The sequence below is a fragment of the Pyrobaculum calidifontis JCM 11548 genome (genome assembly GCF_000015805.1).
Taxonomy (GTDB): Archaea; Thermoproteota; Thermoprotei; order Thermoproteales; family Thermoproteaceae; genus Pyrobaculum; species Pyrobaculum calidifontis.
The window spans coordinates 1,707,649-1,732,995 of record NC_009073.1 but is presented as its reverse complement, the minus strand read 5'-3'; the positions used below and the strand labels follow the sequence as shown (position 1 = coordinate 1,732,995).

General features: G+C 60.2%; 22 protein-coding genes and 2 rRNA genes. 12 read left to right on the top strand and 12 right to left on the bottom strand.

Annotated features, from left to right (window positions below; all coding sequences use genetic code 11):
- Positions 1-4: 4 nt before the first annotated feature.
- The 4 genes from PCAL_RS09890 to PCAL_RS09875 form a co-directional block, all read right to left on the bottom strand.
- Positions 5-1,954 carry a hypothetical protein gene (locus tag PCAL_RS09890; protein ID WP_226951951.1) on the bottom strand — a complete coding sequence of 650 codons (1,950 nt, stop codon included), beginning with the start codon at positions 1,952-1,954 and terminating at the stop codon, positions 5-7.
- On the bottom strand, positions 1,842-2,834 hold the full coding sequence (locus PCAL_RS09885; protein ID WP_011850543.1) for a hypothetical protein: 993 nt from the start codon (positions 2,832-2,834) through the stop codon (positions 1,842-1,844). The genes PCAL_RS09890 and PCAL_RS09885 overlap by 113 nt, the downstream gene beginning before the upstream one ends.
- Positions 2,835-3,043: 209 nt before the next feature.
- A 23S ribosomal RNA gene (locus tag PCAL_RS09880) occupies positions 3,044-7,258 on the bottom strand.
- 48 nt (positions 7,259-7,306) lie between these two features.
- Positions 7,307-8,805 (bottom strand): 16S ribosomal RNA (locus PCAL_RS09875).
- The 16S and 23S rRNA genes sit together here, the layout of an rRNA operon.
- Before the next feature lie 255 nt (positions 8,806-9,060).
- Between PCAL_RS09875 and PCAL_RS09870 the strand changes: the two genes are divergently transcribed.
- The 7 genes from PCAL_RS09870 to PCAL_RS09840 are packed head-to-tail and all read left to right on the top strand — an operon-like array spanning position 9,061 to position 14,471.
- Complete coding sequence (locus PCAL_RS09870; RefSeq protein ID WP_193322679.1) at positions 9,061-9,426, top strand: hypothetical protein; 366 nt, start codon at positions 9,061-9,063, stop codon at positions 9,424-9,426.
- Positions 9,357-10,007, top strand: coding sequence for a hypothetical protein (locus tag PCAL_RS09865; RefSeq protein ID WP_226951950.1), 651 nt, complete (start codon positions 9,357-9,359; stop codon positions 10,005-10,007). Before PCAL_RS09870 ends, PCAL_RS09865 begins: the two co-directional genes overlap by 70 nt.
- 15 nt (positions 10,008-10,022) lie before the next feature.
- Positions 10,023-11,060: a hypothetical protein gene (locus tag PCAL_RS09860; RefSeq protein WP_193322677.1), complete on the top strand. Its 1,038-nt coding sequence runs from the start codon at positions 10,023-10,025 to the stop codon at positions 11,058-11,060.
- On the top strand, positions 11,057-12,121 hold the full coding sequence (locus PCAL_RS09855; RefSeq protein ID WP_011850538.1) for a hypothetical protein: 1,065 nt from the start codon (positions 11,057-11,059) through the stop codon (positions 12,119-12,121). Before PCAL_RS09860 ends, PCAL_RS09855 begins: the two co-directional genes overlap by 4 nt.
- On the top strand, positions 12,118-13,143 hold the full coding sequence (locus PCAL_RS09850; protein ID WP_011850537.1) for a hypothetical protein: 1,026 nt from the start codon (positions 12,118-12,120) through the stop codon (positions 13,141-13,143). The genes PCAL_RS09855 and PCAL_RS09850 overlap by 4 nt, the downstream gene beginning before the upstream one ends.
- A gap of 43 nt (positions 13,144-13,186) precedes the next feature.
- On the top strand, positions 13,187-14,176 hold the full coding sequence (locus PCAL_RS09845) for an AAA family ATPase (RefSeq protein WP_193322676.1): 990 nt from the start codon (positions 13,187-13,189) through the stop codon (positions 14,174-14,176).
- Positions 14,154-14,471 carry a hypothetical protein gene (locus PCAL_RS09840; RefSeq protein WP_193322675.1) on the top strand — a complete coding sequence of 106 codons (318 nt, stop codon included), beginning with the start codon at positions 14,154-14,156 and terminating at the stop codon, positions 14,469-14,471. Before PCAL_RS09845 ends, PCAL_RS09840 begins: the two co-directional genes overlap by 23 nt.
- A 200-nt stretch (positions 14,472-14,671) precedes the next feature.
- On the opposite strand, the gene PCAL_RS09835 is transcribed toward PCAL_RS09840, so the two are convergent.
- Positions 14,672-15,031, bottom strand: coding sequence for a hypothetical protein (locus tag PCAL_RS09835; RefSeq protein ID WP_011850534.1), 360 nt, complete (start codon positions 15,029-15,031; stop codon positions 14,672-14,674).
- A 121-nt stretch (positions 15,032-15,152) separates the two neighbouring features.
- On the opposite strand from PCAL_RS09835, the gene PCAL_RS09830 reads away from it, so the two are divergent.
- Both PCAL_RS09830 and PCAL_RS09825 read left to right on the top strand, forming a co-directional pair.
- A complete protein-coding gene (locus PCAL_RS09830) occupies positions 15,153-16,727 on the top strand; it encodes an AAA family ATPase (RefSeq protein WP_011850533.1) in 1,575 nt (524 codons plus the stop codon).
- A complete protein-coding gene (locus PCAL_RS09825; protein WP_011850532.1) occupies positions 16,727-18,001 on the top strand; it encodes a hypothetical protein in 1,275 nt (424 codons plus the stop codon). Before PCAL_RS09830 ends, PCAL_RS09825 begins: the two co-directional genes overlap by 1 nt.
- Here the strand turns inward: PCAL_RS09825 and PCAL_RS09820 are convergent.
- From PCAL_RS09820 to PCAL_RS09810, 3 genes are read right to left on the bottom strand one after another with little or no spacing between them, the layout of a single operon-like run.
- The gene (locus PCAL_RS09820; RefSeq protein WP_011850531.1) at positions 17,970-18,503 is read right to left on the bottom strand and encodes a hypothetical protein; all 534 of its coding nucleotides are present in this window, start codon (positions 18,501-18,503) and stop codon (positions 17,970-17,972) included. The genes PCAL_RS09825 and PCAL_RS09820 overlap by 32 nt on opposite strands.
- A gap of 19 nt (positions 18,504-18,522) precedes the next feature.
- Positions 18,523-19,221, bottom strand: a complete 699-nt coding sequence (locus PCAL_RS09815; protein WP_011850530.1) for an acetate--CoA ligase family protein — start codon at positions 19,219-19,221, stop codon at positions 18,523-18,525.
- Positions 19,218-20,606, bottom strand: coding sequence for an acetate--CoA ligase family protein (locus PCAL_RS09810; protein ID WP_193322674.1), 1,389 nt, complete (start codon positions 20,604-20,606; stop codon positions 19,218-19,220). The genes PCAL_RS09815 and PCAL_RS09810 overlap by 4 nt, the downstream gene beginning before the upstream one ends.
- Positions 20,607-20,681: 75 nt before the next feature.
- Between PCAL_RS09810 and PCAL_RS09805 the strand changes: the two genes are divergently transcribed.
- Positions 20,682-21,410: a hypothetical protein gene (locus PCAL_RS09805; RefSeq protein ID WP_226951949.1), complete on the top strand. Its 729-nt coding sequence runs from the start codon at positions 20,682-20,684 to the stop codon at positions 21,408-21,410.
- Here PCAL_RS09805 and PCAL_RS09800 read toward each other — a convergent pair.
- Complete coding sequence (locus PCAL_RS09800) at positions 21,407-21,982, bottom strand: mechanosensitive ion channel domain-containing protein (protein ID WP_011850527.1); 576 nt, start codon at positions 21,980-21,982, stop codon at positions 21,407-21,409. The two genes, PCAL_RS09805 and PCAL_RS09800, sit on opposite strands and share 4 nt — an antisense overlap.
- Positions 21,983-22,019: 37 nt before the next feature.
- On the opposite strand from PCAL_RS09800, the gene PCAL_RS09795 reads away from it, so the two are divergent.
- On the top strand, positions 22,020-22,535 hold the full coding sequence (locus PCAL_RS09795; RefSeq protein WP_011850526.1) for a Rab family GTPase: 516 nt from the start codon (positions 22,020-22,022) through the stop codon (positions 22,533-22,535).
- On the opposite strand, the gene PCAL_RS09790 is transcribed toward PCAL_RS09795, so the two are convergent.
- Positions 22,530-24,452 carry a nucleoside/nucleotide kinase family protein gene (locus PCAL_RS09790; RefSeq protein ID WP_011850525.1) on the bottom strand — a complete coding sequence of 641 codons (1,923 nt, stop codon included), beginning with the start codon at positions 24,450-24,452 and terminating at the stop codon, positions 22,530-22,532. The two genes, PCAL_RS09795 and PCAL_RS09790, sit on opposite strands and share 6 nt — an antisense overlap.
- Before the next feature lie 53 nt (positions 24,453-24,505).
- Here PCAL_RS09790 and PCAL_RS09785 point away from each other — a divergent pair, with 53 nt between their 5' ends.
- A complete protein-coding gene (locus tag PCAL_RS09785) occupies positions 24,506-24,667 on the top strand; it encodes a 50S ribosomal protein L40e (RefSeq protein ID WP_011850524.1) in 162 nt (53 codons plus the stop codon).
- Here the strand turns inward: PCAL_RS09785 and PCAL_RS09780 are convergent, their stop codons facing one another.
- Positions 24,668-24,967, bottom strand: coding sequence for a transcriptional regulator (locus PCAL_RS09780; protein WP_011850523.1), 300 nt, complete (start codon positions 24,965-24,967; stop codon positions 24,668-24,670).
- On the bottom strand, positions 24,967-25,275 hold the full coding sequence (locus PCAL_RS09775) for a hypothetical protein (RefSeq protein WP_011850522.1): 309 nt from the start codon (positions 25,273-25,275) through the stop codon (positions 24,967-24,969). The genes PCAL_RS09780 and PCAL_RS09775 overlap by 1 nt, the downstream gene beginning before the upstream one ends.
- Positions 25,276-25,347: the final 72 nt, after the last annotated feature.

The following is a 25,347-nucleotide window of genomic DNA, read 5'->3' as shown; positions in this document are numbered from 1 at the left end:
GGATTTATTTATTGAAGCAGTTGTAGAGGGCTGCCCTCACCTCCGGGTCGTCAAAGTCGACGAGTTGTTCAAACAAGACTCCGCGCACCTTGAAGCTCGGCCCATCGCCCTCGTAGACCGCCAATAGGGGCGCCACCTTGTGCCTGTCCATGGCGTCAGCCCACTCCACCAGCCTGCTCTTAGCCTGGGGATGCGCCAAGACTTTGTCAGACACTGGGCTACTGCCAAAGGCGTTGCCCCCCGCAGTGACACCGCTCATCGCGTCCACCCTAAACGCGGCGAGGGCAAAGCCGTATGGAGTAAAGGAGCCCCCAGCCAAGATGCCGGCCTCCTGCAACTTAGCCGCGTTGCTCTTAAACTTGTTAACAGTCTCGTCGATTTTCCTCGCCACCTCGGCCCACACCACCCTCCACCCATTCCAATTAGCCAAAGCCAAGCCGTCGGGGGCGGCGCCCCCGGTCCTCCAGCCTCTTAAATGGACATACACCCCCGGCATGTCGCGTAGGTAGTAGCTGGTCTTCTCCCAATACCCCACCAGCCCCAGCATCCCCACCGGCCCCTCCAGCTCCTTGACGGCCACGTCCTTCGGGGCCATGTCCACCTCGTAGGCGGCTTGCACCACGTCTATTCTGGGGCCGAGAAGCCAAAACAGAGGCAGAGCGGCGAGCTTCTGGTGCCACTGGGAGATAGTCGCCAGGCTCGCAAAGGCGCCGAACAACGCGTCGTCGTACTCCACCTCGTAGTTGAAGCACACGTAGCGGACGCCCCTCACGCTCCGCATTTCAAACTTGCTCCGCAGAACCCAGGCAAGGCCATTCTGCTGAAGCACCTCGAAGAACTCCGGAGACGTCCACCTAACAAGCTTCCGCTTCTCATACCACGCCAAGTAGAACCCACCGGCCTCTTCACCGCCCTCCTCATAAAACACGTCAAGGCCCCCAACGCTTACGCTCCGGCCAGCCCGCCCCGGGTTGAAGTAGTTAACACCTTTCTTCTTGTCAAGGCCGAGAATTATGTGCAACTGCCTATCAGACGTCACGATTCCGTTGGGGGTCGTGGCCACCACGGCCGCCACGTCGTCTCTCCCCGTGAGGGCCCTGGCCAGCTTGGTAAAGGCCTTTGCCCACGTATCCTCGTCAATTTCATGCGGCCCCCACGCCCGCGCCGCGACGTAGCCGGCATGGGTGACGTGCGAAAACAGCTTAGCCCCCTCGGCCACCTTGACGAAGGCGTTGCCGAATTTCTCCAGCGCGTCTCTCGACACCTTGGCGTATAGGTTCGAGGCGAGGTCCACCACCGCCGACACCCGCTGCGCCCAAGACACGTACACAGCCGCGTAGTACCTGCCCGCGTGGCTACACGAAGACCGCGTCAGCACCCCTGCGTGGAACCGCTCCACCTCAGCCAAGTCCACCCCAAACGCCGAGAAGACCTCCTCGGCCGCCTCCGGCTCTAAGATCTGCCTCAAGTCCTCCGCTATGAACGCATCCCGGAGCACGAAGCCGACGCCGGTCCCCACAGCCCTAGCCCACTTGGAAGAGCCCAGCGCGTAGTAAACCGTCTTCAACGCCGAGATCAAGCCCTCAGCCCTCTCAGCCGCCTTGCCCACGCCCAGGAGCTTCCCGAAAAAGCCGGCGATCCTCCCCACTGGTATAACCGTAAGCGCGACGTCGCCCAGGAGGGAGTAGTCGTACGGGTCCGCCACCTCGTCGAAGGCCTTCCAAAACGCCTCGTTGCACGGCCCATAGGCGTCCACCAGCCGCCTAGTCTCAAGAGGCAGAAACACCGCGTGGAGAGGCCTCATGACGATAGACCGGTTCCCCGCCACAAGCCGCGGCTTGTCAAAAGACACCGAGAAGTTCCCCAGCGAGTACGCCCCCGGCGGGGCGTAGAGGAAGAGAGAGACGTCGTACTTCGCCTCCTCCCCCCGCCAAACAGCCGGCGCCGCCAGCACTGCGTCCCACGCCCCAACCGACAAGCTGAAATTCAGCACCCCCCTCCCCCCCCCCCCCCCCCGAAAGCCTCACCACGGCGACATACGTCGCGTTGACACACGACGGGTTCCCCACCACGAAAAGCCCCGTCCCGTTGGACTGCACCTCGAAAAACACAGGGACCTCCACCACAGAGCCGTTAGACAAGAAAAACAAAACCACTCCATCCCTCCTGTCAACCCTCTTCACAGAAAGCGAGTACCCAAAACTCCTCAACAACCCACTAGCCTCACCAGCGTCAAGCCCATGCACAGCCGCCCACCCCAACAAGCCAAACAAAGACCGACACGCATACCCAGGAGAATAAAACACCGCGTAGGAATCAGCCCTCGGATCGCCGGAGGACTTAAGATCAACCCGCAGAACCTCCCCAAAAAACTCGCCGGAGGGGCCGCCCCCCACAGACCCCCCGAAGTGCGTAAAAAACAGAGAGCCGTTGACATACACCCAGTGAGTAAACCCGCCCTGGTGCCACAGCACCTGGACAACCCACCTACCACCCACATAAGTCACCCTCAAAATCTCGTCCTCGTAAATCGTATTAACGTTCTTCACAGGAGGAGGCTCTGCGGAGTCGCAACTAGTACAATCCTCCCAAAACAAGGCAAAATCCAGCACAGACCCCTCAACCCTCTCAAAGGCCCACTCAGCCCCCACAGAAGCCCTAACCAACACCCGAGAATACCCCGCATCCCACCACCGCTGAAGATCAAACACCTTCAAGTAGTAAGAACCCCGGTAGTCCCCAGTATCGTTAACAAACAGAACAAGCCCATTAGTATCCACGTTGCCCCCCAACACCAGAACAGCCACCAACAAGACCAGCCACCAAACCCGCATACCCACCGACAAACTCTAATATTTAAACAATACGTTGAAAAAATACGAAAAAACCGCCGAGAGGTTGTACAAAATACCACGCCGGGATCAACGCGCCGTTGAAAGCTAGAAAACACAGCAACCGTCTACCCCCAGCGGGTTTCAAAAGGCGAGGACTTGAGGAAAACAGAGGGGAACCCCCACGCCGCCGCCTCAGCCCTTTCGCCCGCCGCCCCGCACGCTCGGGCGATTGGGAGGGGCCGGCTCTCCCCTCGGGAAACCCTCGGGGGTTACACCGCCCCCCCATCAACCCCGTCTTCTACGGGAGCCCTCGTGCCCCGGGGTTGCCCCCAGGGCAACGGCCGCCTCGTCTCGGGGAGGGCTTCCCGCTTAGATGCTTTCAGCGGTTATCCCCCACGGCGTGGCTGCCCGGCAGTGCCCTGCCGGACAACCGGTACACTAGAGGCCGCGGCGCCCCGTTCCTCTCGTACTGAGGGCACCTTCCCCTCAGGCGGCCAGCGCCCCCGACAGGTAGAGACCGACCTGTCTCGCGACGGTCTGAACCCATCTCACGTTCCCCTTTAATGGGCGGGCAGCCCCACCCTTGGCGGCTGCTGCACCGCCAGGATGGGAAGAGACGACGTCTGGGTACCAAACCGCGGGGTCGATGGGGACTCTCACCCGCGACGAGCCGGTTATTCCTAGGGTAACTTTTCTGTCATGCCCGGCCCCCACTGGTGGGGGCACGAGCGTTCTCTAGGCCCCGGTTTCCCGCCTGGGCCCCTTGCGTTCAAGGGCCCAGTCAGCCCGGCTTTTGCCCTTACACTCTACGGCGGATTTCTGACCCGCCTGAGCCGAGCTTTGGGCACCCCCGATATCTTTTCAGGGGTGTGCCGCCCCAGCCGAACAGCCCGCCTGCCGCTGTCCCCGCCTTGCGGCGGGTAAGCGGAGGGGCGGAGAGTGGGTGGTGTTCCAGGGTCGCATCCACGGGGCCCGGAGACCCCGTTTCATCGCTCCCACCTACGCTCTGCACCCCCCGCCCCCCCGCAACGACAGGCTGCTGTGAAGCTCCATAGGGACTTCTCGCCCCGTCGGGGGTCCCAGGACTGTGCACCTGGAGGTGGGTTCGCCGGGCCCCGGGCCGGGACAGTGGGGACCTCGTTGATCCATTCATGCACGCCGGAACTATCGGGGGGCTGGGGCGGGTACAACAATTCGAAAAACCTCCTTCTGTAGGGGGATGGCACCTCCAAGACGTAGACCCCGTGTCTCTTGTCGTCAAGGTAGACTCTGCTCTCGATTCCCAACTCCCTCAGCCAGCTCCCCACGAGGTCTAGAAGCCGGCGGTTCTTGTTCCAGAGCCTAGCCCTCCTCCCGGTCTTGTCCCCCTCAGCGTCGTAGAGCCCTCTAATGAAGGCGATCCTCTCGTCGGGCGCCAAGCCCTCTAGGTTGGCCAGCTTGTCGTTGAAGAGCTGCCAAAGGCGCTTGCTCGAGACCCGCACCTCTACGCGGGTACGCCCACTTATTACCTGAACCTTAGATCCCAAGCCGAGCTCCTTGAGCAACGAATGAAACATCTTAGCCGCGTTTTCGGCAATGGCGGCGTCTTTTTGAGTCACCACAACTCTGTATTCGGTACGGCCGCCTTTGTAGCGGAGAAGGTACAGCCCGCCATCCCCCACAATTAGGCCGAGCAGATAGGCTACTGAGGACATAAAGATGACCCCCGCCACCAGCCCTTACCCGGCAAGGCATTTGGCTACCTTAAGAGGGTCAGAGTTACCCCCGGCCTTCAGCGGCGCTTCGCCCGGTTGTACCCGGGGTTCACGTACCGCCAGTGGCCAGGATTCAGCCCCCGTACACACCCTTACGGGCTCGCGGGGACCTATGTTTTTGTTAAACAGTCAGGTCCCCCTTGCCACTGCGACCTGCGGTCCCGGGGGTATACCCCAAGACCGCAGGCACCCCTTCTCGGGGGGCGCGGCGGAGTTAAGAGAAAGAGTTAAGAGAAAAGGGAGGATATTTTGGAGGAGTAATTCTTACAGAGAGCCATAATTATCTCCCTGCTCCTTTTCTCCCATATGTGTAGCTCATATGCACCATGGTGGTAGTGTAGAGTAGATCTGACTCCAAGCGTCTTCAAAAATTCCTGTATTTCAATGAGCAAATCCCTATTGGCGTTGTATAAAATAATTCGATCCCTCTTAACTGTTCCTTCTGCGTCTGTGAACCCGCCTAGGAATTTTATCTTCTCCTCCGGCGGAATTTGGCGGAAATATTTGGCTGGATCGTCTTTTATCTCCTTGAAGAAATAATATGCGTCTTTTGAATAGATATATACCTTTACTACATTGTTTGGCGCTCTTTCCTCAATGGGCTTTCTGTTAAATATTATCGACAGCAACGATTTGTAGACTTCTGGTATTTCTCTCCTCTTAGAGCTCTGGACAAATCCAACTAAGTAGTTTTTCCTGCTCCTCTTCATGTAGTAAAATCCATCGCCTACAAGAAATCCAATGAGTTGATTTAAACGCTCCCTCGCGTCCCTCACAGCTTCCGATGGATCCTATAAATTAAATCCTCCGCCGCGCCCTCTCCCGAAGTTACGGGGCCAATTTGCCGAGTTCCCTGGCCCGGGGTCACCCGAGCCGCCTTGGGCTTCTCACCCAGGAGCACCTGCGTCGGTTCTCGGTACGGGCGCGGGGGCTCGTTCCCCGTCCCCTTTTCACGGGCCCCAGGAGTCGGGCGGACCGGGGAAACCCCCGGCTATTCCCGCCTTCGGCCGGTTCTCGCCATTACGGCACTCCCCGGCCTTCGACGGTTAAGCGGGACGGCAGTCCCGCCCGCCCTATCCCGAGGCGTCGGGGACGGGGCCTGCGTTGCCGCAGAACCTACCCCCGCGGCACGGGAATATTAACCCGTTTCCCTTTCGGCGGGTGCCTATTAGGCCCCGCCTTAGGACCGGCTAACTCCTGGCCTATTGAAGTTGCCAGGAAACCCTGGTCCTTTCCGGCGGAGGGGCTTCTCACCCCTCTTCGCTGCTACTACCGCCGGGATCTTCGTCGGCCGCGGGTCCACCGGACCTCACGGCCCGGCTTCTGCCCCACGGCCGCGCCCCCCTACCCCACGCGGGCCAACGGCCCGCGGGCCGGGGTCTCGGCGGCGGGCTTAGTCCCTGTACATCTTCGGGGCCCCCCGCCTCGGCGGGTCCGCTGTTACGCGTTGCTTAGCCGATGGCTGCTGTTAGGCCCACGGCCCCGCTGTCTTGGGCGGGGGACGCCCTTTTAGATTGACACTAAGCCCGCACTTGGGGGCCTTAACCCCGGTCTCGGTTGTTCCCGTCTCGGAGCGGAGGCTTACCCCACCGCCCCCGCCTCCCCCCTTCTACGGCGCTGGCAGGTTCGGAGTTTGACCGGGGGCCGGAGCCTTTCGGCTCCCGCACCCCCGATCAGTACTCTACCCCGCCGGCCGCCTCCGGGGAGGCCGGGCTGAGACCCGCTTCGGGGGGAACCAGCTATCACCGGGCTTGATTGGTCTTTTGCCCCTAGCCCCAGGTCATGGGAACGATTTGCACATCAGAACCCCTTCGGGCCTCCACGGGGCTTTCGCCCCGCTTCACCCTGCCCAGGGCTAGATCGCCCGGTTTCTGGTCTCACGGCCGTGACTACGGGCCCTTTAAGACCCCGCCCCTCGCGGGTTGCCCCGCTGCGGGCTGTCGGTTTCCCTACGCCTCCGGGGTTGAACCCCTTAGGCTCGCCACGGCCGTGAACTCCCCGGCCCGTGTTTCTAGACGTAAGGGCAGACCCTGGACCCCCTCCCTCGTACTCCCCCGTCACCGGGGTTTCCTTCGGGAGGGGGCATCCTTTCGGGCCTGCCCCACTGTAGCCGCCCGGTTTCAGGCTCTTTTCACCCCCCTTCCGGGGTTCTTTTCAGCTTTCCCTCACGGTACTAGTGCGCTATCGGACTCGGGACGTGCTTAGCCTTGCCGGCCAGTGGCCGGCGCGTTCCCCCGGCAAAACTAAGCCGAGGTACTCCGGGACCCCGGGACTCCGCCACGGGCGGTTTCGCCTACGGGGCTATCACCCTCTACGGCGGGGCATTCCAGCCCACTTCGGCTACCGCCCGCCGGCGGTTGCCCGGGCCCAAGCCCCACATCTCCCCACGGTTGTCCCGCGAGGATTTGGTTTGGGCTATCCCCCTTTCGGTCGCCCCTACTCAGGGGGTCCCTGTTGGCTTCCCTTCCTGCGGGTACTAAGATGTTTCCTTTCCCCGCGTTCCCGCCCCTTACGGGGCGCCGGGGCCTATTCGGCCCCGGCAGGAAGCCCCATTCGGGGATCCCGGGTTCTAAGCCTGCCTGCGGCTACCCCGGGCTTATCGCAGCTTGCCACGCCCTTCTTCGGCGCCCGAGCCGAGCCATCCACCGGGCGGCTTTGCCGTGCGGAGCGGCGGTTTGCGGGGCCGAGGAGAAGCCCTTTGGACTACCCACCCCCGGGTGGAGGTGATCCAGCCGCAGGTTCCCCTACGGCTACCTTGTTACGACTTCACCCCCCTTGGGAGCCCCCTGCTCGTCCCCCCACCTTGCGGCGAGGGGCCTCGCAGAGGGCTCCCTCGGGTGGTGCGACGGGCGGTGTGTGCAAGGGGCAGGGACGTATTCACCGCGCGTTGGTGACACGCGGTTACTAGGGATTCCACGTTCACGAGGGCGAGTTGCAGCCCTCGATCCCTACTGGGGCGGGGTTTACGGGATTGCCTCCCCCTTTCGGGGTCGGATCCCGCTGTCCCCGCCATTGCAGCTCGCGTGCAGCCCCGGGGTTTCGGGGCATACTGACCTGCCGTGGCCCCCTCCTTCCTCCGGCTTACGCCGGCAGTCCCCCTAGTGTGCCCCCCTCCCCGTAGGGAGGGGTAGCAACTAGGGGCGGGGGTCTCGCTCGTTGCCGGACTTAACCGGACACCTCACGGCACGAGCTGACGACGGCCATGCACCTCCTCTCAGCTCGTCCGGCAAGGTCGTTAGCCTGGCCTTCATCCTGCTGTCGCCCCGGGTGAGGTTTCCGGCGTTGACTCCAATTAAGCCGCAAGCTTCACCCCTTGTGGTGCCCCCCCGCCAATTCCTTTAAGTTTCAGCCTTGCGGCCGTACTCCCCAGGCGGCGGGCTTAACGGTTTCCCTTCGCCACCGGCCGGGCCCTAAGCCCGACCGACAGCTAGCCCGCATCGTTTACGGCCGGGACTACAGGGGTATCTAATCCCCTTTGCTCCCCCGGCTTTCGCCCCTCACCGTCGGGCGCGTTCTGGCCGCCCGCTTTCGCCACTGGTGGTCCTCCGGGGATTAACGGATTTCGCCCCTACCCCCGGAGTACCGGCGGCCTCTCCCGCCCCCTAGCCCGGCAGTATCGCCCCCGGCCCCCGGGTTGAGCCCGGGGATTTCAGGAGCGACTTGCCGGGCCGGCTACGGGCGCTTTAAGCCCAGTAAACACCCCGACCACTCGCGGAGCTGGTATTACCGCGGCGGCTGACACCAGACTTGCCCCCCGCTTATTCTCCCGGCTTTTTAGACCGGGCAAAAGCCGGGCTCTTCGCCCGGCACTCGGGGTAGCCCCGTCGCGGTTGCCCGCATTGCGGAGTATTCGCGCCTGCTGCACCCCGTAGGGCCTGGGCCCTTGTCTCAGTGCCCATCTCGGGGCTCGCGGCTCTCACCGCCCCTACCCGTCTTCGGCTTGGCGGGCCTTTAACCCGCCAACTACCTGATGGGCCGTGCCCCCACCCTCGGGCGACTGGCGGCGGATCGGCCGCCAGCCCTTTCGGGGAAGGGGCCTTCCAGCGCCCTTCCCCTATGGGGGATTGACCCCAGTTTCCCGGGGGTGTCCCCCTCCCGAGGTTAGGTTAGGCACGTGTTACTGAGCCGTGCGCCGCTCCCGGGCGCCCCCGGGCGCGCGACTCGCATGGCTTAGCCCTACCCCGATAGCGGTCGGGTCCGGCAGGATCAACCGGTTTCGGACGGCCGCAAGGCCGCCCGGGGGGTGGGTTTGTCCGGGCTTCTCCTCGGCGGCGGCGTGGGGGTTTCTCCCCGGCGCCCCGGCCTGGGGGATCCCAGGGGGGGACGTCCGGGGAACATGAAGATGATTTTCGGCCGGGCTTTTGCCCGGCCTCACGCGCGACCTTCCTAGAACACACTTGTTTAAAAGTTTTTCTCTCCTCTCCCCGGCGGGGCGTGTCCGTTAACTATTTATGCCAGGCCTCGGGGGGCTTGTGTGCGTCTCTGCTGAGGCGTTGGCAAAGGTGGACGGGGTGTTGGGGCCTGTGTTTGGGCCTAGGCGGTTTGGCGCGTTTGGGGGCGTGTTTGAGGTTGTGGGGTGCCGCCTGCGCTGTGTGGAGGGGGGCTGTGGGGAGGCTGTGGGGGCTGTGGCTGAGGGGCTTGGGGGCAGGGCCGTGGGTGGGTCTGTGGTGCTGGGGGGCGAGGTGTGTGCTGGACTTGTGTACCGCCTGGGTTTGGCGTCTTCTCTGCGCCTCTCTGTGGGGGACGCCTCTTGGCGGAGGTCTTGGACGTGGGGCGTGGGTGGCTTAGGGCGCGGGTTTGGTTTTACAGGTGGGGGAGGCCCGTCCTCGTTGAGCTGAGGGGTGTGGGGAAGAGGTTTAGGGGTGGTATATACGCCGGCGGAGAGGTGTCGTGGGGGGACTTGGCGGAGATACATAGCCTGCTGAGGGAGGTGGGGGTCTCCTCTACCCTGGGGCGCCGGGGCCTTGAGCTTTATGGTGGGTTCCGCGACGCTCTGCTTGGGCGGCTGGGGCGGTGGAGGGCGACGTACGCGGGCGGGCTGGCGTTTAGGGTTGGCGGGAGGGCTGTCGAGTTTGGGGAGGACCTCTCGGCGAGGGTGCGGGGGGCGGGGCCCCTCTTCTGTGCTGGGCTTAGGCTTTTGGGGGTGGCGGCGCGCCTCGTGGACGTGGGGCGCGGGCGTGGGGACGTTGTCCTTGGGGTAGACGGCTTTTTTGGCCTGGCGGCGGCGTCTGGGGCGGCGCCTGAGGGGTTTGAGAGGCTGTGGAGTGGGGAGGGGCTTCTCGTGTTTCGGCGGGGCGCCACCTACTACTTCGTGGTGGAGGTGGGGGGCGTGTGGAGGGCGGCGTGGGGGGCCTGGGATGGGGAGAGGCGTCAGCTGGAGCTTAGGGGTGGTGAGGAGGAGGTTCTGCGGGGGGTTTGAGAGGGGGTCCTCCGCGTGTACAAGTCGCTGGGGGTGGGGCGGGTGGTGGGGGAGCCGTCTGGGGGCCGCCTGCGCCTGTACTGGCCGGACCTCGCGGTGTTTGAAAGAGGTGCCGCCGGCGCGGCGCAAGAGCACGTGGCCCACGCGGAGGCGAGGGTACAAGTGGTGGGGGACGCGTTGGTGGTGGAGGGGGGCGGCTCGTCGTGGGTTATCCCCTTCAAGCCTCTTAGGGGTAGGGAGTCTCTCTTTGTGGGGGGTGTGGGGCTGTGGGATGTGCTTGTGGGGCTTGGGGTTTTGGCGGCTAGGGAGCCTGAGGGTGTTAGGCTGGGGCGGGAGGGTGTGTGGGGCCTCTTGGCGGCGGCTGTGGAGGCGGGTGGGCGTCCTCCCGTGGGGGTGGGCTATGTGGGGCGTGGGGTGGTGGTGTTTAGGGTTGGGGGGTACGTGGCTCTTCTGCAGGAGTTGTATAACCGGGGCTACTTGGCGCAGTACTCCATGGCGCCGAGGCTTTCTAGGGAGGTGGAGGTGATTAACTTGAGGTACCACGGCGGGCCTCTGCCGCAGGTGGTCAACGTCAAGTTCCCGTCTGAGGTGGGGGGGGGGGGGGATGGCCCAGATGCCCTTGGCCTTATGCAGGATGGCCGGCGGGTTCTGTGGCTTGAGGTGTCTAAGGTGGAAGGCGGGACGTTTGAAGATTTGTACAGGGGCTTTAGGGGTAAGCTGGACCGCCTTGTTGAGGAGGGGCTTTTTGATGGGCGGCGGTTTACTCGGCGGGGGGTTGCCTTGGTGGGCCTTGCGGTGGATGCTGGGTCGGGGGCGACGGTGGATGCTCCTTTGGCGGAGCGCTACGGCGCCTTGGAGTACGTGGCTTATCCGCGGGTGGAGTCGCAGATTTTCCGCTGGCATAGGGCGTTGGATAGGTCGGTGGGGGTGGCGCCGCTTTTTGTGACGTATCAGGTCTTGGGCCGCCAGCTCGTGGCGCGGTTTGTCTTGCTCGACGACGTTCCTAAGGGCGAGAGGGATTTAAAGTCGGCTGTTGAGAGGTGTTTTAGATGATTTCGCTGGCGCCTTTTTACAAGCTTAAGCTGTTTATCTACCGCTCTTCTCGTCTCATCTTGCTTCAGTATGCGGATGAGTGGGACTTGGGCTGGGCTGACCTTGTGGGGAGGGTGGGGGAGTGGTTTGTCTTCTACGTGGTGCCTGGGGGCGAGAAGAGGGTGAGGGTTTTGGAGCTGGTGGGGCAGGTCTTTTCTCCGTGGCCTTACGAGGGGTACGTCCGCGGTAGGCCTTTCGTCATCTTCGGCGGGCGTTGGTGGAGGCTTTTTGGCTTTGTGGTAGAGGGGGTCTTTGAGGGGGGCTTTCGCCCCCTCTGTGTGCCGCCTATTGAGGGGTCTAGGTGGTGGGTATACGCGCCTGTGGCTCAGTTTTTTGACTTCCTCAAGTACCCCCCGGCCGACGACGTGGCCTACGTACTGGCTCCGGGCGGGCTTAGAGTTGTGCGCCAGCATGGGTTCTATGGGGATGTGGTGGACTACAGCTTGTGTAAGTGCGTCTTCTACCGCCCCCCTCCCAGGACTGCCTACGAGGCAAACAACCTCGTGGTGTCTCCCATCGGCCCACCCCTCACTCTTCCAGGCCGCGGCTCACTCCTCGGCGCCGAGCTCCCAGTGGTGAGGAGGCGCCTTGGGTATTTGCGCGTGGGCGAGTGGCTGGCTTGGCATAGAGTGTTGGGGGTGTTGGACTACCAGCCCGGGGAGGCGGCCAAAAAGTGGGTAGTCGTGGGTGATGACGGCTTGTATGTTGCAGAGTTTGTGCCCACCGCTAAGGAGCCTCTAGAGGAGATAGGCGAAGTGGGGTACGTGAAGGTCGTTGCGCCTTACGAGGGGGACGTGGACGACGTCGCCTCTCCGTGTGGCGCCCCCAGGCTGGTGGCCTGTACGGAAGAGACCACCGACTTGTTGAGAAGCTTGGGGCATAGATGCGAGGCGGAGAGGGGCGTGCCGCACGTGTTGTTAGGAAGCCCAGAGGAGGTGGCCCTAGGCAGAGAGGCGCTGGACTGGCCGCTGGCGGATACGTGTAGTGTCTATAGGCCGGGGGCTCATTGGTGGCATTTATGACGTCTATTGCGCGTTGCTGTAGGATTTATGATAGGTTTGTCTACGGCGTGGCGCGCGGCGGCTATGTGGGTGCGGCTTATTGTACGAGCGTGTTTTGGGGGGCTGAGTGGATGGTGGACGTGTTGGAGAATATGAGGCGGTGTGGCGCTGGGCGTCTTAGGTGGTTTAGGGAGTCTTTTTGGAAGGGGCGGGAGTGGGGTGGGGGTGTGGCTGAGTTTAGGCCGTGGTGTATGCCGCCTCTGCTGGCTTCTGGGGCGCCGACGCGTTGGTGGTTTTTGTCTGGCGATATGTACATAGAGGCGGAGGGGGGCTACTTTGTCCCTATCTTGCACAAGTTGGCGGTGTCTGAGGGTTTTGAGGTTGTTTCTGTGGAGGAGTACAGCTATGACGAGCTGATTTCTCTTCGGAGGTGTAGGGAGGGGCTGAAGCACGTTCTTCCGCGCAGAGGCACAGCCCTCCTCGGCCAAGAGCTCCCCGTGGTTAGGCGGCGCAACGGCTACCTCCGGGTGGGCCAGTGGCTGGCTTGGCACAGGGTGTTGGGGGTGCTCGACTACGGGGCCGAAGGCGCGCCCCGGCGCTGGGTCATCGTGGGAGACGACGGTCTTTACCTCGCAAAGTTCGTGCCCACAGTGGAAAACCCGCTGGCGGAGTTCGGCGAGGTGGGGTATGTGAGAGTGGTAGAGCCTTTCCAAGGCGACGTGGACGAAGCGGCGTCCCCATGCGGTGCCCCCAGGCTGGTGGCTTGCGCAGAGGAGGGGGCGAGGGTGGCGGAGGCTCTGCTGGGGTATGTGGCTGGTTTGGCTAGGAGGCTGGGGCTTGTGGTGGAGGTGCGGGGGTGGGGCTGTTCTAGGCCTTTTGTGATTCCGCAGTTGGTGGAGGTGGATGTTCCCAATTCCGTTGTCTTGGACTGGCCTTTGTCTGACGCCTGTCCGCATGTGCTTAGGGCGGCTGATGGGGAGCCTCTTGGCCTCTTTACGCCGGGCCTCGCGAATTTTTACTCGCTTTTTGTAGACGTGGGGTAGCGCCGGGGGCGTTTTGTTTTTATTCTCCGGGTGTGTGGGGGCTGTGCTGTTTGAGGGTTGGAATTTGGGGCCTTTGGAGCGGGTGTCGGTTGAGGTGGCCCGCCTTACTCTCTTTGTGGGTGTGAATAGGGCTGGTAAGAGCATTGTGGCTAGGTCTCTGGCGGCTGTCACAACGGCGTTGTACAGGGCGTCCGTCGAGTACGCGAAGGCGCTTGCGGAGAGGAGGCGGGGGCGTTCCGTCAAAGAGCGGCCTTTGTCTGAGCTGTTTCTACAACAGCTCGAGGACTTTGCTTTGGAGATTCCTGTTAGGGCTGGTGCGAAGTCTGTGGTGGTTAAGCTGAACTACGGGGGCAGAGTCCTCCTTGTCGAAAAGGATGTGTTGGGGAATTTTAAGGTGGGGGGCGACTTGGTGGAGGCTGCGGCTAAGCAGGTGGAGGAGAGTCTGAGGGTTGGGAGGGAGGGGTTCTTCGATTTTGACCCGCTTTTCTACCCCTGGTCTACTCTGGAGTGGTGTAATAGCCTATACCCGGCTGCGGCTAGGTGGCTGGCGTCGGCGTTTGACATTGTGGTTTCTCAGGAGGCTGTGTTTGAGGGGGGTGTGGAGGTGAGGAATCCCTCGTCGATGGTGGTTTCTCTGGCGGATTTGGCTAGGCGTGGCGGCTGTCGGAATCTCGTGCTTGAGGAGCCGGAGGCCCATCTCCACGACGACGCCGTGTTTGAGTTTGCCAAGTTTTTATACGCCGAGGCGTCCCGGGGCAAGGGGTTCTTGGTCACTACCCACAGCGACCTTCTCACTGCGTGGGTTGCGGCCTTGGCGGCTCACCCGAATCCTGGGGAGCTCGGCGTGGATGTGGGCGAGCGGCCCTCTGTCAAGGTCTACCGGTTCCACTTGAGGAGGGTGGGGGACGCGTACGCCGAGGAGCTGGACCTGCGTGGGGGAGAGGTGGATATGGACGAGGCTCAGCTGAGGGTTTTGGAGAACTTGGAGAGGGCGCTCCGGGCAGTCAAGAATGCGCTGCGAGCCGGTAGATAAAAACCACACAATTGGCAATAGGCGCGGCTCTGTGGGCGGACCCGCCTGCGACGCGGTGTGCGACTGCGCGGCGGTGGAGTGCAAGTCAAGCCTTGGAATAGACGAGGACGTGGTGGCGCAACTGGAGGCTTGCCTCAGACTTCTCACGTGCGGTGAGAAGAGGGCTGTGCTGTGTTTTGAGAGAATGAGGATGCCCGGCAGATACGTCAGAGAGTACTACAGGGGAAGGCTCGGCGTCGAGGTGGAGTTCCACGGCCGCGGCTCGCAGCTGTGCCGCGACGCCGGATGTTTCTAGCGGAGACGCTTCGGCGGGCGGTTTTCCGCCCAGCCGTCTTTCGCGAGACTCACGTGACCTTGAACGAGACTGGTGGAGGAGGTTTACGCCTGTGGGGCCTTGTTGGGGGAGTGGTGCCGGTGTTGAGGGGTGTCCGCTGTTATGGTTGCAGGGTCGGGGTGCGGGGCGTGTGGAGCGCCGCTGCGACTGCCAGCTTAGCGTTACTCTACTGTTGATTGCGCGAGTCCGGCGATGTAGATGAGGGGTATGATTGTCGTGAGTAGTATCCCCTCGGGGCTTGCCTTGTCGGCGACTGACGCCAGGGCTAGGGCGTAGGAGCCGAGGGAGTAGCTGTGTAGCCTGTGCTTGCCTAGGGCCCACGCGGAGAGGGCACCTGCAACCATAAGGAGTGTGATTATTATGCCGGCCGCGACGGCTGGCATGATTGCGCCGTACTTTAACATGAAGCTGAGTATGGCGGAGAGCACCGCGAGGTTCGCCGCTGCCGCAGATACGTGTAGGGCGTGGGCGATGGCCTCTAGCCTGGAGGGCTTGCCCCGGTGGGTCTCCGCCCCTCCCATGTGCGCCTCTGCTGGGTTGTAGATATTTTTGTTGGTTGTCCGGGTACTTTCAACGGGATATGACTAGGACGCTTATCTGTGTTGGGGCTGCACGTATTTTTAAGTGGGGCTTTTGTCTGTCGTGGATTGTGGGCGTTTCTTTGTGGAAGTTACTAGGGATGAGGCGCATGTGGGGAGGTTTTTGTGGAGTCCTGTGGGGGAGAGGTGGAGAGTCATGGAGGCTGTTAGGCGTGGCGACTGTGTTATTCACTACATTGCGACGAGGAGTAAGTCGAGGCGTAGGGGGAGCTTCGTAGGGGTGTCTAGGGTGGCGTCTGAGGCTAAAGTAGTCGATAGAGAGGAGCTTTTGCGGCGGGGGGTTGAGTCAGAGTATCTGTCTGAGTGGGGAGACTACGACCAGTTTTACCTGGTGGAGTTGGAGGGGTTTGTGGAGTTTCCGAGGCCTATCCTCCTTGACGAGGCGAAGAATTTCGGCGTCGAGGTTCAGCAGGCGTATTTGTATGAAGTTGACGTTAAGGTGGGGAGGAGACTTGTTGAGGTTGGGCTCCGCGGCGGTGCCCCTGTGCAGAGGCGGGGGTTTGTGGATGAGAGGGTTAAGAGGTTTGTGGCTTTGGCGTTGGTGGCAGGGAAGAACCTATTATTCGTCGGAGCGCCTGGGGTTGGGAAGACGCGGCTTGCGTTGGACTCTGCCAAGCTTTTTACGGGGTGTGAGCCTGTGGTTGAGGTTGGGCGGGATGGGTTAACGTATGATGATTTGGTTTTACATTTTGTGGCTTCTGGCTCTGGGGCGAGGCCTCGGCTTGGCTCATTTGCTAAGGCGGTGGTGGAGAGTTGGAGGAGTATTAGGGAGGGGAGGGGGCCTTGTCAGTTTGTTTTTGACGAGATTAATAGGGCTAATGTCGATTTGGCTCTTGGTAGAGTTTTCACGGCGCTTGACTTGGCTCACAGGGATAAGGTCCCCGTGTTGGAGCTTGACGAGGAGTTGGCGAGGCCGTTGGGGGTGGAGCCGGGGGTGTACTACCTGCCTTTCTCGTTTAGGGTTTTTGCTACTATGAACGTGGTGGATAGGGCCCAGTTGTTTAAGTTGAGCTTTGCCCTGATGAGAAGATTTGCGTATGTATATGTAGCGCCTCCGCACGAAAAGTATGCGTCTGAGGTCCGCGTTGAGGAGCTAAGGGACGACTTCGACTTAGATCCCTACGTGGAGGTGGCTTTGGAAGAACTCTCTATTGAGCCTAGGGGCGGGGACATACCCGCATTAATTAGAATTGGGCTTCCCACCGTCGGCGAGTTGAGGGAGTTTGCAAGGGGGCTGGGGGTCTCTAGAGTGCTGTCGTGGGTTGTGGAGGTGGGGGAGAAGTTGGGGGTTGAGGTGGGGCCTTCTCTGGCCGTCGACATGCTTAAACTGGCGGCTGTGTACATGGTTTTCAGGGACAAAGCCCCGCGTCTTTTCGACAACCCTGGCGAGTTTTCTCAACACGATTTTTTAGATCTTGCCACGGCGTCGCTTGCCGTACCCTATCTGTCGATGGCTTTGCCGAAGATTAGGCAGAGGTACCTCTTGAGCCAAGAGGTAAAAGAGCTTGAGACGCTTAAAAATATTTACTCCAAGGTTGGGGAGTTATTTGGCGAGCAGTCTTTTACTGCTAGGCTGTTTAGGGGACTGTTTGACGAGCTTCCCATCGACCTTGGGTGATGGCGGTTTGTAGAATTAGGGAGGGGGAGTTGTTTCTCATATCGGAAAAAGCCAGAAAGTGCAACTTGGAACCAAGCAAGCTGCGTGCGGCGCTGTTAAACATGAGGGCTGCGATTAGTGTCAGATCGCCTCTCGGCGTTGTGGACACTCCGCGGCCAGATGTGAGGGGTGATAGGGCGTTCTCTGGCTTTTGGGTGGGCGCATATGAATACAAGGATAAACGCGAGGATAGGCACGGCGAGGTGACGCTTGTGGTGGAGCCTAGGGTTGAGAACTATGTGGAGATGGTTAGGGAGGCGGCTGCTCTTCCCTTGAGGTTCCACGTCTTTGCCTTGGGGTCTGTGGAGTTGGCTCACTCGCTTGCGGTGCTTACGAGCGCAGTGTCACATCTCTGGGAGGTGTATAGGGCGGCGTCTAGGGAGCCTAGGTTTTTGACTGAGTTTGTGGAGTCGTCTGTGGGTTTTCTCGACGTGGCGAAGGGGCGCACCGTCTTGTTGAGGAGGAGGCGGGTGCCTAATAGGGCTTTGGCTAACGCTGTCGTGTTTGCATTGAGGAGACTCGTCAAGGATGTGGAAAAGGCGCGGGATTTTGCCAAGGAGGTGCTGGGGGAGTCGCCAGAGGTCAAGAAGGTGGCCGAGTTTTACCTGAACTACATATTGCACATGGCTGAGGCTGTCTTGGCTGAGGTAGGGGATTTGGCGTATTGGGCCGATGGTGGGGAATTCGGCGAATATTGGCGCCTGGCGCTTCCCGTGAGGGGCGGCGGGGGCAGGGGCGGGGAGTTGGCTAGGCTCTTCTTGGTCCCTAGCACTAAGCTGTACGAGCTTTACGTCCTTGCCCAGTTCTTAAAAGCGGTTGGAGGAGACGTAGAGCTCTGCGGCTCACGTTGTCTAAAGGTGGGGAATACCCGTTTCTATTTCAATAAGGCTCCTGTATCCCGCATCATTAAACAACTGACAGGGAGGAGACCGAGACCCGATATTTCGATCAAGCAAGGGGAAAAGGTCGTGGTGGTGGATGCCAAGTATCGGGAGCTTAACAGAGGGCGGCTTGCCCTTGCGGATGCCATTAGACTTGCCGCATACCTCCTCGACGTCGCTAGAAATGGGAGATTAACCGCTGTAGTAGTCGCCTTAGAGAAACCCACGCTGGATCATCCACCAGTAATACGGACAAAACTCACTCCAATGCTCGACATTGAGGTTAGGTTTGTGAAAGTTAATCCCTCGGGCGTCAATGAGGTTAGGGCTCTTCTCTCAGAGCTGCTAGCCTAGATATATCTGCGCCATATGGCATACAGTCAATTAGTACTTCTTCGACTCTCTCAGCTGCGGCCTTTAGGTAGTTGCGGGGTAGCCTCTCTATGGCCTTTACACATACGCCTGCCTCTTCTTCTGCTAATGGCCAATCCTTCACAACGCAGAGGAGGAACAATAATGCGCCTAGTGTCTCTTCGTCTAAGTCGCGGCACCTCTTGAGCCACTCCCCTAGCGGCGTGAATCTGCCTTCTCCGACCCAGTTGCCTGTGCCCACAGTGACTACGCCGAGACGTCTAAGGTCGTTGTATAACATAGCGTATAGGCTCGTGTCCCCCAGCTTGATTCCCTCCTCTTCGGCTACCTTCTTTGCCGCCAGCTCTGCGTCCTCTCTTCTAACGCCTCCGGGGCTGTTTAATACCTGCTTGACGAGTTTTCCGTATAGCCTAAATACGTCTCGTGGCTCTCCCCCCTTGACATATCTCAGGGCTTTTAGCTCACAACAGTCATACTGCTTCACGGGCGTAAATCTGTCTGATTTAAATTTGTCTGGCGTAGATTCTGGCGTCTACTACGTATGCGCCTTTGCCTTCTTCTAGGGCTATTACTGGGTTGAGGTCGGCTTCTGTTATTTCTGGGTTTTCTTCTAGTAGGCGTGAGAACTTGACTATGACGTCTACTACCGCGGGTATGTCGCGTGGCGGTGTTCCTCTGAAGCCTGTGAGGAGCTTGTATGCCTTTACCTCTTTGACCATGTCCCAGGCGTCTTGTTCGTCGAGTGGGGCTAGGCGCATTGACACGTCTTTGTAGAGTTCTGTGTATATTCCGCCTAGGCCGAAGAGGATTACGTGGCCGAAGATTTCGTCGTAGAGGGCTCCGACGATTAGCTCCACGCCCTTTGGCACCATTTTTTGGACGAGTACTCCCTCTATCTCTGCGTAGGGGACTGTCTTGGTGATGGCCTTGATTTTTCTGCAGGCTTCTCTCACGCCGTCGGGGGTTGTGACGTTGAGTACTACGCCGCCTACGTCTGTCTTGTGGACTATCTGGGGGGAGACCACTTTTAGGGCTACCGGATATCCGATCTTCTCCGCGGCGGCGACTGCCTCCTCCTCGCTGTGGGCTAGGGCGAAGTCGGGGGTGGGTATGCCGTAGTGGCGTAGTAGTTCTAGGGCCTCGTCTTCTCTCAGCTTGTTTCTCCCCTCGGAGAGGGCCTTGGCGACGATGGGGTGGGTCATAGCCTCCGCCTCACTTGGCTGTACCTGTATAACGCCCAGAGGGCCTTTGCGGCGCGTTCTGGCGTGGGGTAGGTGGGCACTCCGCTGTCTTCGAGGGCTTCTTCGAATTTTTGCACGAGCTCGCTGCCGCCGAAGTTTACCGCCACTATGGGCTTGCCGTACTTCTTCGCCCCTATTATGTACTCGGCGAGGTTTTTTGTGAGGCCGGGCACCTGCATGAGGGTTACCACAAGCGCCATGTCGAAGAAGGCTGTGGGGAGCAGCATGTCTAGCACGATCTTGTAGTGCTCGTCTGTGGCGCTCCCCGTCACGTCTATGGGGTTTGAGACTGCGGCGAAGGGGAGTAGCTCTCTCTTGAGCTCTTTAGCTATGCTCTCGGGGACCTCGGGGACCTCCAGCCCCAGCGCCTCGAGGGCGTCTACCGCCTGGACGCCCATCCCCCCGGAGTCTGTCACTACGAGGACGCGGGGGCCGCGGGGCGTGGGCTGGGTGGCGAGGGCCTTGGCCATGTCGAACATTTCTCTCACTGAGGATGCCTCTATTGCGCCTGCCTGTTTGAAGAGGCCGTGGTACATCTCGTAGGTGCCCGCCATGGCCGCCGTGTGGCTTCTCACGGCGCGTTGCGCCGCGGTGCTGCCTCTGCCGGCCTTGTACACCACTATGGGCTTCTTGGGCGCTATCCTCCTAACCGTGTCTAACAGCCTCTTGGCCTCGCCTGGGTATTTAAGCCCCTCCATGTACATGGTTATGACTTTTACTCTCTCATCTTCGGCGAAGGCCTCCAAGAGCTCTACCTCTGTCACATCTGCCTTGTTTCCGTAGTTTACTACAAAGCCCATGCCTAGCCTCCTCCTGGCCGCCCAGTCCATTATGGCCGTGGCCACTGCGCCGCTTTGGCTTATCAGGGCTATTGGCCCAGGCGGCGGCCGGCCGGCTCTCTCCACTGGGAGGAACTGGGTGTCGAAGTTTGTGTATGCGTTGTATACGCCGATGCAGTTGGGGCCTAGTAGGCGTATGCCGTACTGCTTGGCCACTGCCTTGACCCAGTTTTCTAGCTCCACGTTGCCCGCCTCGGCGAAGCCGCTGCTTATCACCACGGCCGCCTTTATCCCCTTTTGGCCTGCCTCCTCGAGTATCTTGGGCACCGTGGGGGCGGGCGTGGCGATCACGGCGACGTCTATGTCGTCTTCAACTTCTAGGAGTGACTTGTAGAACTTTATTTTGCGGCCCCAGAGCTCTACCACGTCGTACTTCGGGTTGACGGGGTAGGCCCTGCCCTTGAAGCGGGTTGCCAAGTTCTCCAGCAAGACGTAGCCCACTGTCCCCGGCTTCGGGGAGGCGCCTACGATGGCGGCGCTTTGGGGGTCTAACAGCTTTGAAATCACGCTATATAGAAAACATAGGTTTAAATACATGGGGCGGGGCCTGTTTAAACGATGTGTTGAAAAATGTGCGCGGCCTTGTATACGTTGATTAGGGTAAATCTGCTAGAGGCGCTGGGGGGCGAGGTGGGGTACCTTGGCGAGTGGATTTTCGCGAGGCTGTTTCCGGGGGCGGCAAGGGGGGAGGCCGTGGCCTTGTTAGTGGAGGGGCTCTACTCGTCTGAGGTGTTGAAGCCGCGGGGCGCCGCTCTGCCGAAGGAAGACGTGCCTGACGTCGTGTCGCGGCACGTGGCCGTGGAGTGGCCTATACATAAGTCGTGGTTTGTGCCTGCGGTGGACCACGGGACGCCGCGCGTCTTTATTGACCCCCCGAAGCGCCTTGTGAAATACGTGGGCCGAGACGTGGAGGGGGAGTACGCCAATCTGCTGGCTGTCGGCCTTTGGGAGCTCAGGAGCTACGTCTTGGACGGGGTGGCCCCGGCTCTTTTGGAGGGGTGGCAGTGGCTTTTGCCGCAGGAGGTGGAGGCGGCGGAGGTGCTCTACAGGCGGCTTGTCGGCGGCCCCGACTTTGTGGCGGCTGTGGTTGAGACGCTGCGGGAGGTGGACTTCTTGTTGGTGGAGGGGGGAGAGGTGTACCACGTGGAGGTTAAAACTACCACGTCGCCTACTGAGGCCAAGTTGCGCAAGAAGCGGGCGCTGTTGGCGCGCCGCCAGAGGGTACTTGGAAAACTGGGGCTGAGGCCTGCCCTAGCCGTGGTTGTGCCTAGGGAAAACTGGGAGGTGGAGGTGTGGGTGGAAAAAAGTTAGGACTTTTTGATCTTTAGTATGTCGCCGATTAGCTTGTTGTTTGGAATAAGCACCTTGTTGCCCTCGGCGTCTCTAATCACTGTATACATGGCGGTGATGTCTTCTACGACGCCCTCTTGACCGGCGCCCACGATTTTTTCGCCGATTTTAAACGGCCTTGCTAAGAGGAGGAACGTTCCCGCAACGGCTTGCCCCAATACCTGCTGAGTGGCGAAGCCGATTACTAGGCCTATGAAGCCGCCTAGCGCCGCTGCGGCGGCGCCTCCGGATACTGCCCCGGCGAGGGCGGCGGCGAGGGCGCCTATTCCAATGAGCTTAATGAGGTTTGAGACTGCGCGGCCTGCCGTCTCGCCCTGTTTCTTGGCAACGGGGAGCGCCACGATATCTGCAAAGGCTTTGACTATCTGCCAGCCGAAGAACAGTGTGAGGAGTATGTCGACGTATATTTTGTAGTCGAGGGCTTGTGTAAACGATAGGGGCGGCGCTGCTATGAATTGGAATATTGCCTGTACTATTGCCATTACTACTACGTATAGCACTATCCAAAGGACTAGTCTCCCGACGGGGTTCATAGGCGCACAATGGTCTATGTATTTAAGTATAACGTTGTTGTTTTCCGCCAATTTTATATTGGGGTGTGGGGGTGTTGACGTGCGTCAGATTGTTGTTCTGCTCGGCGTAGGGGGCGTGGGGAAGACGACTCTTGCCTACAGACTCATGGGCGTGTCGCTGAGGCCCACTGTGACTCTTAGGCCCGGCATATATCGCCTCTATCTCTCGGGGAGGGAGGTGAACCTCATTGATGTGCCTGGTCAATACGTCTTTGAAGTTGTGCACAACTTTGCCCGTATGTGGTCTTTCTATGTTGACAAGGCTGTGTATATGTACGACGTGCTTCAATACGTCACTCTTAAGGCGCTGACGGACATCCACAGCGGCCTATTAGATAGGGGGATAAAGCCGTTTAAAAAGGTGGTGATCGTGGGGAATAAGATGGATTTGGCAAAGGAGGCGGGGTTCCACATAGAGGCTGACGAAATCGCGGCAGCTGTCGGGGCGCAGGAGGTTTTTTACATATCTGCGCTGAAGGACGACCCCCGCGAGCTCGTCAAAATAGTCCTATAGGACTGAGATGATGGCCGCTTCTTTGTACAAATCTTCGACGGCTCTGACGAAGTGCTCTGTGTATTCATACCTCTCGCCGCCGCGCCTGACCTCTGCCACGAGCTCCTCCGCGATTTTTAAGGCCTCTTTGTAGAGGCCCTTCTCTATTAGGCGTAGGGCAGCCGTGTACAGCGCTGAGACCTTTAAAATGGGGCAGTCGCAGTTTGGGATACTCCTAGCGGCCTCTGCGGGATCGATTTTTGCCAAGGCGGCTAGCGCCACCTCTGCCGTCTTAAAATCGGAGTACTCCAGCGCCGCAGAGACGAGCCTCTTCAGCGTCTCAACGGCCTCCTGTGGTACTGCGCCTAGGTAATGCGCCATGGCCAACCGCCTCAACACCGGGGGCGCGCCTCTGTCCACTGCCGCGTCTATGTAGTCTCTGTACAGTTTGTAGAATCGGCCCAGCGCCTGGGGGTCCTCTGCGACGCGGCTTGCAAGTATTTGCACAACTCTCTCCACGCACTCATGCGGCGCCCTCCTCGCGTCCACTTGCGCCATGGCCGTCAACACGGCTAGGTCGTTCCAGCCGCACTCGACTCTGGGGAGCGGCGGGGGCGTTTCTAGCGTCACTCTTCTTCCGCCCAGCGCATCTAGCACAATTCTTGACACCGAGCCGCCGTGGCATATGTAGTCCCGCATCTCTCCCTCACACGCCTTGTCTCCGCCTAGGGCCACTCTGGCAATGGCCTCGGCCAGCCTGGGGTGGAACTCTGGGCTTAGGAGCAACAGCCCCCTGTAGATCGACCGTATGTTTGCCAAGTCGGGCTTAGTTAGGCAGGGGATTTCGCCCGCCTTTAGCCTGAGGGCCTCTGCCACCACTGACTCCTTGGGGCCGGCGGCCCATTTGATAGACGTGGCAAATTCCTCTCTAGGCGTGTAGAGCTCTCTGAGCTCCTCCAAAATCTCCTCGGCCACGAGTTTTACCACGTCGGCAGAGGTGGAAAGCTTGGTGAGTATCGCCAACCGCCTCGCTATCTGCGCCGCGTTGGGCAAGACCTGGGCCACTGCCGGGGGGAGGTATTCGCCTTGGAGACTCAAGAGGAGCGCCGCCGATATTGCCCGCGCTTTTTCACACGTGGGAAAGAAGACGGACTTGTAGAGCTGGTAGTACAACTTCGCGAGCTCTTCCAACGCGTCTCTGTACAGCGCCTGGGGGTCGTACTGGGCACACCTCCGCCTCACGTATGCCTTGGCTCCGTACACGGCTAGGGCGAAAATTCCGCTTAAGTCTCGGTGTCTATCGGCGACGTAGTCGATGTAGGCGTCTGCCTGCGGAGTTCTACAACCCATCGCCACTGCATGGGCGTTGAACACCTCCCTGGCGGCTGCCTTGTAGTCCACGTGGCGCAGATACTCGGCCATGTCCACTACCCTGGCCACCTTCTCCACCTGCTCTCTACAAGGCGAAAGTTCAAAAAGGGCGCGGGGCAACACTATGAGCGAGGAGACGCCGCGCGTGTTTAAGAAAAAGGCGCGGTCAACCACCATGCTGCACTTCTCCATCCAAGCCGCCGCCAGCTCTGCGCGGGGCACCAGGGGGTTGTCGTAGAAGTTTATCCCCAGGGGGTCGTAGAACCCCACGGCGTTGGGCACCTCGGGGAGCACCTCTAGCAAGTTGTCAAATGAGACGACGTCTGCGCCTAGGTCAATCACGGCGTAGTACTCGCCTGCCAATTTGGCGGCCACGTATCTGGCCACGACAGATTTCCCAACGCCGTGCGGCCCAATTAACACGACGGAGGTCCCCGCCTTCAGCGAGGAGACGAGGCGCGCTTCTAGTTCCTCAAACCATTTGACGAGCCGCGCCTTGTAGTTGTCTGTGATATTGAGCACGTAAAACTCGTCGGCCTCTTTGGCCACCCCGAGGAGAGAAGACACAAAGCCCCGTAGGCACAGCTATAAAAGTTATAAATTGAAGACTTCGAGGGGGCATGCCCATCACGCTGGACCCCGAGAAGTTGGCAATAGTGCTACAACACAGGTTTAACTACAAGATATGTAGAAACTGCGGCGCCCGCAATCCGCCAGACGCGGAGAAGTGCAGGAGGTGCCGCTCCCGCAACCTCAGGCCCAAGAAGTTTAAGAAGAAGTAGCTACAACAGTTCCACGTAGAACTTGGGCGGCTCAATTCGCTCGCTCTTGCACCGGGGGCATCTACTCGGCTTCTTAAGGCGTTCGCGGTCTCTAAACTCATAGCCACAGTTTTTACACACGGCTGGCACCATCTCCAGCCTATACCCCATCCTCTTCAACGTCTTTTTGACGTGTTCCAGCTCGTCGTAGAGCTCGGCCGGTTTGAGGTCTGTCGCCACTAGCGTCTGTAGTTGATAAACCGTGAGGGGCTCCCTGCTTTCGAGGAGCACTTTTATCAGGCGCTCTCTTACGGTCTCCATCAACGTTCTACTACGGCGGACTGGAGCCAAAGCGGCTTGAACTGCCCCCCTGGGCGCAACACGGCGAATGTGAAAATGTGCACGTTCTTGTCGCCGGGCTTGTTCGCCTCTATTCTTATGAACCTGGTCTGCTCCGGCTTCTCCACTGGGTCAACGTTGGCATCTAGGAGCTGTACCTTTGACGGAGTGTAGCCAGCCGCCTTTAGTTGCTCGACTATGCAGTTGGCTACGTCCTGCGGGCTGGCGCCGGTGCACTGGGCCTTTTCAATTGCCTCTTTTACCTTCCCGTGTTCTATGCTGTAATCCATGACGCCGCGTGTGTGGACATATTTAAATCAGTTGCTCAGCCGTCTTCACCTATCCGCCCTTGTAAGCTTCGT